Raw genomic sequence first — 13,225 nt, forward strand, 5'->3', positions numbered from 1 at the left:
CGATAGAAGATAATATTAAAAGGATTTTATGTCTGAAGAAAGAGCAATAAGAATTAATAAAGTTTTAAGGGAATTAAATATTTCGCTGGACAGGGCTGTGGAATACCTTAAGGATAAGGGGTATTCTATAGAGGCGAGCCCTAATGCCAAGATTTCCGGTGAAGAACGCGATACCCTTTACCGTCAGTTCTCTGCTGACAAGGGTAAGAAAGAGGCTTCTCTTGAGGTGAGTGAAGAAAAGAGGAAGGAAAAAGAGGCGCTTCGTATGGAGAGGGAGCGTGAACTGGAAGAAAAAAGAAAGCAGGACGAAGAAAAGCAAAGGCAGGAAGTTATTAAAGCAAAAGCTTCACTATCGGGGCCTGTGGCTGTTGGCAAAATAGACTTAAATCCTAAAAAAGCTCAGGAAACTTCTTCAGACGCACCTGCAGCACAAGACCAGCCTAAAGCCGAAACACCTGCCCCTGCAGAACAGCCGAAAGCTGCAGAACAGCCAAAGGCAGAAGAGCAAAAGCCTGCTATTACTCCTAAACAGGAAGAGCCTGTAAAACAGGAGCCTAAAAAAGAGGAGCCTGCTATAAAACCACAGCCAAAAATTGTAGCACAGGCACCGGAGGCCAAAAAGCAACAGGAGACGCAGCAGGAAAACCAGCAGGAAGATAAGATTGAAACACAATACCAAAAGCTTTCGGGTACTACTTTTACCGGGCAAAAGATTGACCTTTCTCAGTTTGACAGGCCTAAAAAGAAGAAAGAAGACCAAAAGCGCGATGGTAATAAAGGCAATGCAGGCAATAACCAGCAGGGCAATAATAAAAACAAAAGAAAGCGTATTACCCCTAAGCCACAGGGTCAGGGTCAGCAAGGCCAGGGCCAGCAGGGTAATAACAGACCGGGCCAGGGTAACAATAAACCGGGCGGAAATAAGTTTACAAAACGCCAGGCTATAGTTGCTAAAGTAGAGCCTACCGAAGAAGAAGTTAAAAACCAGATTCGCGAAACGCTTGAAAAGCTACAGGGTAAAACCACAAAATCTAAAGCGGCTAAATACCGTCGTGATAAGCGTGAGAGCCACCGCCAGCGTACCGATGATGAGCAGCGTATACTTACAGAAGGCAGCAAAACCCTTAAAGTTACAGAATTTGTAACAGTAGGTGAAATTGCTACCATGATGGATGTGCCTATTACCAAAGTAATATCAGTATGCATGTCTTTAGGTATCATGGTAACCATGAACCAAAGGCTTGATGCCGAAACACTAACCATTGTGGCTGATGAATTTGGCTTTGATGTTGAGTTTATAACAACTGATATTGAAGAGGCCAAAGAAGTGGTTGAAGACAGGGAGGAAGACCTTGAGCCTCGTGCACCTATAGTTACGGTTATGGGTCACGTTGACCACGGTAAAACCTCGTTACTTGACTACATTCGTGAGGAGAACGTAATTGCAGGTGAATCAGGGGGTATAACCCAGCACATTGGTGCTTATGGTGTAACGCTTGAGAACGGACAGAAAATTACATTCTTAGATACACCGGGCCACGAAGCGTTTACCGCTATGCGTGCGCGTGGTGCACAGGTAACCGACATCGCAATTATTGTTATTGCCGCGGACGATGATATAATGCCGCAGACAAAAGAAGCGATAAACCATGCACAGGCAGCAGGAGTTCCTATCATCTTTGCTATTAACAAAGTGGATAAGCCAACTGCAAACCCTGAAAAGATTAAAGAAAGGCTTGCCGGTATGAACTTACTGGTAGAAGACTGGGGCGGTAAAATACAATCGCACGATATATCTGCAAAAACAGGTCTTGGTGTTAATGATTTGCTTGAAAAAGTATTGCTGGAAGCAGAAATACTTGACCTAAAAGCCAATCCGGAAAAACCGGCAGTTGGTACAGTTGTAGAGGCTTTCCTTGATAAAGGCCGTGGTTATGTTGCTACAGTGCTTGTACAGGGCGGTACCCTAAGGGTGGGCGACTATGTACTTGCAGGTAAGCATCACGGTAAGGTAAAAGCAATGCACGATGAGCGCGGGCACAACATTAAAGAAGCCGGCCCATCTACACCAATATCAGTACTTGGCCTTGACGGTGCCCCAACAGCGGGTGACAAGTTCAGCGTATATGAAGATGAGAAGGAAGCGAAGCAAATTGCAGCTAAGCGTACTCAGCTAATACGCGAACAATCGGTACGTACACAAAGGCATATTACCCTTGCCGAAATAGGCAGGAGGATTGCCCTTGGCCAGTTCAAGGAGCTTAACATTATCCTTAAAGGTGACGTGGACGGTTCAGTAGAAGCATTATCAGATTCATTCTCTAAGCTTTCTACCGAAGAGATACAGATCAACATTATTCACAAAGGTGTTGGTGCAATAACTGAAAGTGATGTGTTGCTTGCTTCTGCATCAGATGCCATCATTATCGGCTTTAACGTTCGCCCAATGGCAAGTGCCAAATCGCTTGCTGAGAAAGAGGAAATTGACATAAGGAACTACTCTATCATCTATGATGCTATTGATGATGTTAAGGACGCTATGGAAGGTATGCTTTCGCCTGAACTTAAAGAAGAGGTTACAGGTACTGCCGAAGTGCGTGAGATATTCAAGATTTCTAAAGTGGGAACCATTGCAGGATGTATGGTTACCGATGGTAAGATATTCAGGAACTCTAAGATTAGGCTTATCCGTGACGGTGTGGTAATCTATACAGGTGAACTTGCCACGCTTAAACGCTTTAAAGATGACGTTAAGGAGGTTTCTAAAGGATACGATTGTGGTATGCAGATTAAGAACTATAACGACCTGCAACAGCTTGATGTAATTGAAGCATTCCAGGAAGTTGAAGTTAAGAAAACACTTAAATAAGAATAAGCTATATATAAAAAATGCCCGCTGAATCAGCGGGCATTTTTATTTTATATTTTGACGAACTACTTGTTCGGCTTTATTAATAATGCATACGGAAATTTCTCTTTTACTTTTGCAAGCATCCGCTCTGCATCAATTCGTGAGTTAAAGCTGCCCACCCATACTTTATAAGTAGGACTTTCAAAAACTATAGTGCCGTCGGTATCGCTAAATTCCCTTTTAAATTCAGAAAGCGCTTTCCTTGCTTTATCGTTTTCACCATAAAAAATCTGTATTTTATACTTATCATTTACAGTTATCGATGCATTTACTTTCCTTTTCTCATTTAATAGCTGCACAAACTTTTCATCCTGTGTTACGGTAACATCCTGTGCGTGTATATATCCGCTTGACTTTATTAGGAAAAAAGCCACAAATAAGCATCTTCTGATTTTTAATTTTCTCATAATGAATAGTGTTTGCCACAAAAGTACAACATATTGTTTTACCTGCATTCTTCAGGTTTATTTAGAATTGTTATAAATTGATTATTAACATTTATTTAAGGTTTGAGAATAATTCTTAAGTCGTATTTTTGTGGGAGTTTTTAAAAAACTATAACATTTTGTTGTATATACATTAAAAACTGTACCAAAAATAGTCGATAATCATTTTTAATATGAAAAAAGTGGGTAACCATACTTCGATTTCAAGAATTATAATGTTCTGTCTGGCGTTCTCGCTGTCCTTTTCCCTTTCTGTATTTGCACAGGATGCTGCTCCTGCCGATGCGGCAGCCGCGCCTGCTGATGCTGCCGGAGCCGACGCGGGTGCGGGAGATCCTGCAAAGGGTAAAGAGTTGTTTAACACGCTTTGTGCGGCTTGTCACAAGCTTGATGCTAAAGCTACGGGTCCTGCCCTTAGAAATGTTGCTGAAAAACATGACAGGGAGTGGCTGTATAGCTGGATAAAGAACAGTAGTGCCATGATTAAAGCAGGCGATCCTGTTGCGGTTAAGCTTTTTAATGAAAATAACCAGGCGGTAATGACGCCGTTTCCGCAGTTGTCTAACCAGGATATAGATAATATTCTTGCTTATACTTCTCAGCCTGCTGAAGTTCCTACTATAGCTCCGACTACTGGAGGTAGCCCGGTTGCAGCTGATAATGGTATAAACAATGTGCTTATTTTGGGTGCTCTTGTTTTAGTGCTTGTGGTGCTTATCGTGATGCTAGCACTGGTTAACAAAACCCTTAAAAGAGTTGCTGCTGCAAATGGTATTGAGGTTGAGAAGCCTGAATCGTCAGTGTCATTATGGCAGGCATATGCTAAAAACCAGTTTCTTGTACTGGTAACTGCAATCCTGCTGCTGCTTTCTGCTTCATACTTCCTTTACGGTTACCTGATGCAGATTGGTGTTGACCAAGGGTATGAGCCGATACAGCCAATTCACTTCTCGCACAAAATACACGCCGGCGATAATGGTATAGATTGTAAATACTGCCACTCTTCTGCAAGGGTAAGCAAGCACTCTGGTATACCATCGCTTAATGTGTGTATGAACTGCCACAAAAACATTGCAGAATTCCAGGGAGATAAAGATTCAACTTATGTAGAATATTCTAAAGAATTCTACACTGCTGAGATACAAAAGTTATATGATGCAGTGGGTTGGGATAAATCTACCCAAACCTATACAGGCAAGCAAAAACCGGTAAAATGGGTAAGGATACACAATCTTCCTGACTTTGTTTACTTCAACCACGCTCAGCACGTTTCTGTAGCTGGTGTAGAGTGCCAGACATGCCACGGCCCTGTAGAGACTTTTGAAATAATGAAGCAGCATTCTTCACTTACAATGGGCTGGTGTATTAACTGCCACCGTGAAACTGACGTGAAGATAGAAGGTAATGCTTACTACGAAAAAATCCACGACGAGCTTGCCAAAAAATATGGCGTAACCAAGCTTACAGCTGCCAATATGGGCGGAACAGAATGTGGTAAATGTCACTATTAATCAATTTTAAAGAAGCTAATATCTATATATAACATGGCATCAAACAAAAAATACTGGCAAAGTGTTGAAGAGCTGAAAGAAAACAGTTCTATTGTTGAGACGCTAAGAAACAATGAGTTTGTTGAGGAGATACCGACTGACGAATTTCTTGGTAACAAAGAAGCTTTGTCATCATCAGCAACAAGCCGTCGTGACTTTTTAAAATATGTAGGGTTTAGTACTGCTGCAGCTTCGCTTGCAGCGTGTGAAGGCCCTGTTATCAAATCGATTCCTTATGTTGTTCAGCCGGAAGAAATCATCCCGGGTGTAGCAGATTATTATGCTACAACAATGGCAGATGGTTTCGACTTTGCAAATATCGTTGTTAAGACCCGCGAGGGCAGGCCTATAAAAGTTGAAAACAACTACCTGGCAGGAGGCAAGATAAGGCCAAATGCAAGGGTGTATGCATCTGTACTTTCTTTATATGACAGTATGCGCCTTAAAGAACCTATGGTTAAAGGCAAGCCTGCATCATGGGAAGAGGTTGATGCCGAAGTGAAGAAAAGCCTTGACCAGGCTGCGGCTTCAGGCGGGCAGGTAGTACTTTTAACCGGTACCCTTGCAAGCCCTGCAACAGAAAAACTTATTGCTGAATTTGGTGCACGTTATGCCAACTTTAAGCATGTAATATATGACGCTGTTTCAAGCAGCGCGGCGCTTGATGCCTTCCAGTCTGTTTATGGCGAAAGGGCTCTTGCCGATTATGATTTCTCTAAATCAGACCTTATCGTTTCTGTAGGTGCCGATATACTTGGCGACTGGCAGGGCGGTGGCTGCGATACCGGATATGCCGAAGGCCGTATACCTAAAAACGGTAAAATGTCTAAACACATCCAGATGGAGGCAAATATGTCTTTATCGGGTGCTAATGCCGATAAGCGTATCCCGATGACGGTAACTGAGCAGAAGTATGCGCTTGTTGAGCTTTATAATGCAATTACAGGTTCTTCGGTTAGCACACCGGCATTTGCTGCAAAAGCAGAAGTTGCAAAAGCTGCACAGCAGCTTAAATCGGCTGGTTCTCGCGGTGTAGTTGTTACAGGTTTAGATGATACTGATGCACAATTATTAGTGCTTGCCATTAATAACGCACTTCAGTCTGCCGCATTTAACCCTGCAGGTGCCCGCCTTGTTAGAAAAGGTGATGCAAAAGCAGTTGCGCAGCTTATAAATGATATGAGGGCCGGATCGGTTCACACGCTTATTACAAGCGGTGTTAACCCGATGTACACACTTGCTGACAGTGCTGCATTTGCAGATGGCCTTAAAAAAGTTAAAATGTCGGTAGCCTTCACTATGAAAGAAGATGAAACAGCTACCCTTACCACTATAGCGGCTGCAGCCCCTCATTACCTTGAGTCATGGGGAGATGTAAGCATAGCAAAAGGTTACTACAGCATCATCCAGCCTACAATCCGTCCGTTGTTTAAAACAAGGCAGCTTCAGGATTCGTTACTTGCATGGATGGGTAACTCACAATCTTTCTACGATTACCTAAAAGCTACTGCTCCTGCTTATGCAGCAGGCAAAACCTGGAACCAACTGGTTCATGACGGTGTTGCTGTAGCTGAAACTATAGCTCCTGCAGTTGCCAATGGCGCTGACTTTAGCGGTGCGGCTTCTAAGCTTGCTCAGGCTAAAAAGGCAGGTGAACTTGAGCTTGTACTTTATACTAAAACAGGTATGGGCGATGGCCAGCAGGCTAATAACCCATGGCTGCAGGAATTCCCGGACCCAATCACAAGGGTGTCGTGGGATAATTACCTTACCGTTTCGAGGGCAGATGCCGACAGGCTTGGCCTTGAAAACTATAACGTGGCAAACGGCGGACTTAACGGAAGCTGTGTTACGATAGAAGTTAACGGTAAAAAACTTGAAAAAGTTCCTGTAATAATACAGCCGGGCCAGGCTAAAGGAACAGTAGGCCTTGCTTTTGGTTACGGGCGTAAAGAGGCTATGAAGCCTGAAATGGTGGTAGGTGTAAATGCTTATACACTATATAATAACTTTAATACTGTTCAGCCCGCTAAAATCACTAAAGAAAGCGGCGACCATGAATTTGCCTGTATACAGTTACAAAAAACACTGATGGGCAGGGGTGACATTATTAAAGAAACAACCCTTAAAGATTATAATACTAAAGATGCTGCTGAATGGAATGAAGTTCCGGTAGTATCATTAGACCATAAAGAAGTACCTGCTGCTACTGTAGACCTTTGGGAATCTTTTGACAGGACAGTAGGACACCACTTTAACCTTTCGGTAGACCTTAACGCCTGTACAGGTTGTGGCGCGTGCGTTATTGCCTGCCACGCCGAAAACAACGTTCCTGTTGTTGGTAAGAGCGAAGTAAGGAGAAGCCGCGATATGCACTGGCTGCGTATTGACAGGTATTACTCATCTGAAGATACATTTGCAGGTGATGTTGAAACTAAAGAAGCTGCAAACGGTTTATTTGACTCTATTGAGACTTTCAGGGAAATGGAAGACCCGGCAGAGAATCCGCAGGTAGCATTCCAGCCTGTATTCTGCCAGCACTGTAACCATGCGCCTTGCGAAACGGTATGTCCGGTTGCGGCAACATCTCACGGCCGCCAAGGGCAAAACCACATGGCTTATAACCGTTGTGTGGGCACCCGTTACTGTGCAAACAACTGCCCTTATAAAGTGCGTCGTTTCAACTGGTTCTTATACAGCAAGAACGAGGAGTTTGACTACCACATGAACGATGATCTTGGCCGTATGGTACTTAACCCTGATGTAAACGTACGCTCGAGGGGTGTTATGGAAAAATGTTCTTTCTGTATCCAGATGACACAGGCTACCATACTTAACGCTAAGCGCGAAGGCCGCCCGGTAAGGAAAGATGAGTTCTATACAGCATGTTCTGAGGCTTGTGGCTCCGGTGCAATGGTGTTTGGCGATATCAACAACCAGGAAGATACAGTTGCACAGCTTCAGGAAAGCGACAGGATGTATCACCTGCTGGAGCATATTGGCACTAAGCCTAATGTATTCTATCACGTTAAAGTGAGGAACACCTAATCAATAGTTATTAATTAAGAAACATTATAAAGGATATGTCGTCTCATTACGAAGCACCCATTAGAAAACCTTTAATTATAGGTGACAAAAATTATCACGATGTAACAGTTGATGTTGCAAGGCCGGTGGAAGGCAGGGCCAACAAGCAATGGTGGATAGCATTTTCCATTGCTCTTGCCGCTTTCCTTTGGGGTGTAGGTTGCGTTGCTTATACAGTAGGAACCGGTATCGGTACATGGGGATCTAATAAAACAATAGGCTGGGCTTGGGATATTACCAACTTCGTTTGGTGGGTAGGTATCGGTCACGCCGGTACACTTATCTCTGCGGTACTGCTTTTATTCCGCCAAAAGTGGAGGATGGCCATCAACAGGTCGGCCGAAGCGATGACCATTTTCTCGGTAATACAGGCAGCTATGTTCCCTGTATTCCACATGGGCCGCCCTTGGCTTGCATACTGGGTAATGCCAATACCAAACCAGTTCGGTTCACTTTGGGTTAACTTCAACTCCCCGCTACTTTGGGACGTATTTGCAATCTCTACTTACCTTTCGGTATCACTTGTTTTCTGGTGGACAGGTTTATTGCCTGACTTTGCAATGCTTCGCGACAGGGCTATAACGCCTTTCACAAAAAGAATATATTCAACTCTAAGTTTCGGATGGAGCGGCCGTGCTAAAGACTGGCAGCGTTTTGAAGAGGTGTCTCTTGTACTTGCCGGCCTTGCTACGCCACTTGTACTTTCGGTTCACACCATCGTATCATTCGACTTTGCCACATCGGTTATACCGGGCTGGCACACAACCATCCTTCCTCCATACTTCGTTGCGGGTGCAATTTTCTCAGGATTTGCAATGGTAAACACACTTCTTATCATTATGAGGAAAGTGTCTAACCTTGAGGCTTATATTACCATACAGCATATTGAACTTATGAACATCATTATCATGATTACAGGTTCGATAGTAGGTATAGCTTATATAACAGAGTTATTTATTGCATGGTATTCAGGGGTAGAGTATGAGCAGTATGCCTTCCTTAACAGGGCAACAGGTCCTTACTGGTGGTCTTACCTGCTGATGATGACGTGTAACGTGGTATCTCCACAGGTAATGTGGGTTAAGAAGATCCGTACCAGCATCATGGCATCCTTTATAATCTCTATTGTGGTAAACATAGGTATGTGGTTCGAGCGTTTCGTGATTATCGTAACATCGCTTCACAGGGATTACCTTCCATCTTCATGGACTATGTTCCAGCCAACATTTGTAGATGCAGGTTTCTACATCGGTACAATAGGTTTCTTTTTTGTACTATTCCTGCTGTACTCAAGAAGTTTCCCTGTAATTGCACAGGCAGAGGTTAAATCGATCATGAAAACGTCAAGCGAGAAATATAAAAAGCTTCACGAGCAACACGGTCACGACAATCATTCACATTCAGAACATAATCATTAAGAGGTCATGAGTAATAAAGTTATACATGTTTTATACAATGATGATGATATCCTGATGGACGCAGTAAAGAAAACGCGCGCAGCTCATCATCACATTGAAGAGGTTTACACCCCTTTCCCGGTGCACGGGCTTGATAAAGCCATGGGCCTTGCCCCAACAAGGATAGCTATTGCTTCTTTCCTCTACGGTTTGGTTGGTTTAAGCGTTGCTACCACCATGATGCGTTACATGATGATTATTGACTGGCCGCAGGATATTGGAGGTAAGCCAAGTTTCAGCTATATACAAAACATGCCGGCTTTTGTACCGGTAATGTTTGAGATGACAGTATTTTTTGCTGCCCACTTAATGGTTATAACATTTTACCTTAGGAGTAAGCTTTGGCCATTTAAAAAAGCTGAGAACCCGGATGTAAGGACAACGGATGATCATTTTTTAATGGAAGTTGCTGCTCACGGCGATGTAGACCAGCTTGTTTCTTTCTTTGAGAATACAGGAGCTGTGGAAGTAAAAGTAATAGAAAAGCATTAACAGATTATGAGAGCGTTTTATAGAACAGCATTATTGGTAGTTGCAGCCTCGGGGCTAACGGCATGCTTTAATAAAAAGGAGCCGAATTACCAGTATTTCCCGAATATGTATGAAGCCGTGCCATATGAAACTTATTCTGAAGTTTCAGCTTTTCCTAACGGTAAAGAAGGGCAGTACCCTGCACAGGGCAGCATCCCGAGGGGTTTTACTCCTTATGAGTATCCTAATACCAACGAAGGTTATGAAATGGCAAAAGCTAACCTGAAATCTCCGCTGGATTCTGCATCTGTAGATTTACCACAAGGCGAGCAGCTTTATACTATTTACTGTGCAATTTGCCACGGTGATAAGGGAGACGGAAAAGGAACCCTGGTAAAGAGGGAAAAATTTCTTGGTGTGCCTAACTACAAAGACAGGCAAATTACAGAAGGAAGTGTATTCCACGTAATAACCTACGGTCTTAACTCCATGGGCTCGCATGCTAACCAGCTTTCTCAGGAAGAACGCTGGCAGGTTACCAGCTACGTGCTTAAATTAAGGAGCGAATTATAATTTGTAGAACACTGAAAGCATATAATATGTACACATTTTCAAGTAGATTAAAAACTTTTTCCTTAGTCCTTATCGTGCTGGGTATACTTGGCATAGGCTATAGTTTTTTAACTGCACCTAAAACTATTGAAGACGTAGAAAAAATACTGAAAGAGGAGGAAGCTGCACATGGAGGACACCATGGCGCTGCCGCTCATCCTGATGCCGAAGCAACAGTGCACGATGCTGAGCTTACACCAGGTGAAGGCGGGCATCAACATACAACTCAGGAGCTTCATGAAACCGTTCCTCAGGGTGACCACGCTGTAGAGCATGCCATACATGACGACAGGGGGCACATGGAAAATTTAGAAAAGCACGTTACGGCAAGCCATGATGCAGAAGCTGCACATGCAGATGAGCACCATGAACATTTAGAGCACGTACTGCACCAGCTTCAGAACAAGCCCTGGTCTGCAGTATATGTAGCTGCCCTTTTCTTTATGCTGCTTTCGCTTGGCGCGCTTGCTTTTTATGCTATACAAAATGCAGCACAGGCCGGTTGGTCTCCTGTTCTTTTCAGGGTTATGGAAGCTATCTCGGCTTATTTAATACCGGGTTCTGTAATTGTGTTTGTTCTGCTTGTATTCGGTGTACTGCATTTTCACCATATTTTTATATGGATGGATGAAGAAGTTGTCGCTAACGACCATTTGCTACAAGGTAAAACAGGTTACCTTAACGGGCCTTTCTTCCTGATAAGAGCAGCTCTTTTTATGGGCGGATGGATACTTTACCGCCAGTATGCAAGGAAAAACTCACTGCTTCAGGATGATGCTACAGATAATACTTATTATAAGAAAAACTTTAAGGCGTCTGCCGGATTCCTTGTTTTCTTTATCGTAACAGAATCTATCATGTCATGGGACTGGATCATGTCGGTTGACCCGCACTGGTACAGTACATTATTTGGCTGGTATGTGTTTGCAAGCTTCTTTGTAAGCGGTATTACTGCAATAGCTATGATTACACTTTACCTTAAAGCTAAAGGATATCTTGAGTATGTTAACACAAGCCACATACACGACCTTGCCAAGTTTATGTTTGGTATCAGCGTGTTCTGGACATACCTTTGGTTCTCTCAGTTTATGCTTATGTGGTATGCCAATATACCGGAAGAGGTTACTTATTATGTTACACGTATAGAAGAGTATAACCTTCCGTTCTTTGGTATGGTAGCCATGAACTTTGTGTTCCCGGTTCTTATACTTATCAACACCGACTTTAAACGTTTATCATGGATAGTGGTTATGGCGGGTATTATTATCCTTTGCGGTCACTACCTTGATTTCTACAATATGATTATGCCTGCAACTGTGGGAGACCGTTGGTTTATCGGCGCAGGCGAAATAGGTGCTATACTTCTTTTCCTTGGCCTGTTTATATTTGTAGTATTTACGGCATTAACCAAAGCGCCTCTTCTTGCTAAGCGCAACCCATTGATGGAAGAGAGTAAGCATTTTCATTATTAATATTTAAAGAAATAAACAAATGACAAGTTTATTGATAATTGCAGTTTTAGTTTTATTAGGCATTGCAATATGGCAATTAACTAAAATATTCCACCTGACACAAATTGGGTCTTCCTCAAACACAGAAAACAGTGAGGTTGCTAATGACAGGGATAATAATGTGAATGGTTACCTGATGTTTGCCTTTGTAGGGTTTATATACATCTTTACAATATACTCTCTTGTTAAATGGGGTAACCTTGCACTGGGTACACCGGCTTCAGAACACGGACCACAATATGATAACCTTATGGCTATCTCTATGTGGATTATATTTATTGTACAGATAATTACGCAGTTCCTTTTACATTACTTCTCATTCAAATACAGGGGTAACGAAAAGAAAGTAGCTTTTTACTATGCAGATAACGATAAACTTGAGTTTATCTGGACCATTATACCGGTTATAGTTCTTGCAGGGCTTATCCTTTACGGCCTTTATGCATGGACTAACATCATGTTCCTTGATGAGGAGAAAGATGATGCCATATATGTAGAAGTATATGCAAAGCAGTTTAGCTGGGAAGTGCGTTATGCAGGGCCGGACGGAATGCTTGGTAAAGCTAACGTAAGGTATATAGAAGGTGTAAATACTATGGGTATAGACCTTAGCGACCCTGCGGCACAGGATGATATCACCACAAATGAGCTTCACCTGCCAAAAGGTAAAAAAGTTATATTTAAGTTCCGTTCTCAGGATGTACTGCACTCTGCTTATATGCCACACTTCCGTGCGCAAATGAACGTTGTGCCTGGTATGGTAACTCAGTTTGGATTTACCCCGACCATGACTACGGAAGAGATGCGTAATGACCCGCAGATAATAGAAAAAGTTGCGAACATAAATAAGATAAGGTCTGCAAGAAGTGCAGAGCTTACTGCAAAAGGAGAGTCGGCTTTAGACCCTTATACTTTTGACTATATATTACTTTGTAATAAAATTTGTGGTGCATCTCACTATAACATGCAAATGAAAATTGTTGTTGATACAGAAGCTGACTTTAATACATGGCTGAAAGGCCTTAAGCCTCTTTCGGTTGCTGTTAAGGAAGCACAGCAGGATGCCGCTGCACCGGCAGCGCCTGAAGCTCCTGCAGCAGAAGCTGATACTACCGCCACAGTTGCGGCAGACTCAACAATGGTAGCACAATTAATCAGGAAATAATCTTTTTTAATATAT

Annotated in this window: 9 protein-coding genes; 8 read left to right on the plus strand and 1 reads right to left on the minus strand. The window is 42.8% G+C overall.

Annotated elements, in window-relative coordinates:
- The first annotated feature begins 28 nt into the window (after nt 1–28).
- Complete coding sequence (gene infB / locus KJK34_RS05475; RefSeq protein WP_223052860.1) at nt 29–2,869, plus strand: translation initiation factor IF-2; 2,841 nt, start codon at nt 29–31, stop codon at nt 2,867–2,869.
- Between the two features lie 65 nt (nt 2,870–2,934).
- Here infB and KJK34_RS05480 read toward each other — a convergent pair whose 3' ends face one another.
- Nucleotides 2,935–3,318: an SPOR domain-containing protein gene (locus tag KJK34_RS05480; RefSeq protein ID WP_236937595.1), complete on the minus strand. Its 384-nt coding sequence runs from the start codon at nt 3,316–3,318 to the stop codon at nt 2,935–2,937.
- A gap of 212 nt (nt 3,319–3,530) precedes the next feature.
- Between KJK34_RS05480 and KJK34_RS05485 the strand changes: the two genes are divergently transcribed.
- The 7 genes from KJK34_RS05485 to KJK34_RS05515 are packed head-to-tail and all read left to right on the plus strand — an operon-like array spanning nt 3,531 to nt 13,210.
- Nucleotides 3,531–4,868 carry a c-type cytochrome gene (locus KJK34_RS05485; RefSeq protein WP_223052861.1) on the plus strand — a complete coding sequence of 446 codons (1,338 nt, stop codon included), beginning with the start codon at nt 3,531–3,533 and terminating at the stop codon, nt 4,866–4,868.
- Nucleotides 4,869–4,901: 33 nt separating this feature from the next.
- A complete protein-coding gene (locus tag KJK34_RS05490) occupies nt 4,902–7,955 on the plus strand; it encodes a TAT-variant-translocated molybdopterin oxidoreductase (protein WP_223052862.1) in 3,054 nt (1,017 codons plus the stop codon).
- Between the two features lie 35 nt (nt 7,956–7,990).
- A complete protein-coding gene (nrfD, locus tag KJK34_RS05495) occupies nt 7,991–9,412 on the plus strand; it encodes an NrfD/PsrC family molybdoenzyme membrane anchor subunit (protein WP_223052863.1) in 1,422 nt (473 codons plus the stop codon).
- 6 nt (nt 9,413–9,418) lie between these two features.
- Complete coding sequence (locus tag KJK34_RS05500) at nt 9,419–9,943, plus strand: DUF3341 domain-containing protein (RefSeq protein ID WP_223052864.1); 525 nt, start codon at nt 9,419–9,421, stop codon at nt 9,941–9,943.
- Nucleotides 9,944–9,949: 6 nt separating this feature from the next.
- A complete protein-coding gene (locus KJK34_RS05505; protein WP_223052865.1) occupies nt 9,950–10,495 on the plus strand; it encodes a c-type cytochrome in 546 nt (181 codons plus the stop codon).
- A 26-nt stretch (nt 10,496–10,521) separates the two neighbouring features.
- Entirely contained in the window at nt 10,522–12,006 is a 1,485-nt protein-coding gene (locus tag KJK34_RS05510) for a quinol:cytochrome C oxidoreductase (RefSeq protein ID WP_223052866.1), read from the plus strand.
- Between the two features lie 19 nt (nt 12,007–12,025).
- Nucleotides 12,026–13,210 carry a cytochrome c oxidase subunit II gene (locus KJK34_RS05515; protein ID WP_223052867.1) on the plus strand — a complete coding sequence of 395 codons (1,185 nt, stop codon included), beginning with the start codon at nt 12,026–12,028 and terminating at the stop codon, nt 13,208–13,210.
- Nucleotides 13,211–13,225 lie beyond the last annotated feature (15 nt).

The organism is Flavobacterium coralii, assembly GCF_019891545.1.
GTDB classification, from domain to species: domain Bacteria; phylum Bacteroidota; class Bacteroidia; order Flavobacteriales; family Flavobacteriaceae; genus Flavobacterium; species Flavobacterium coralii.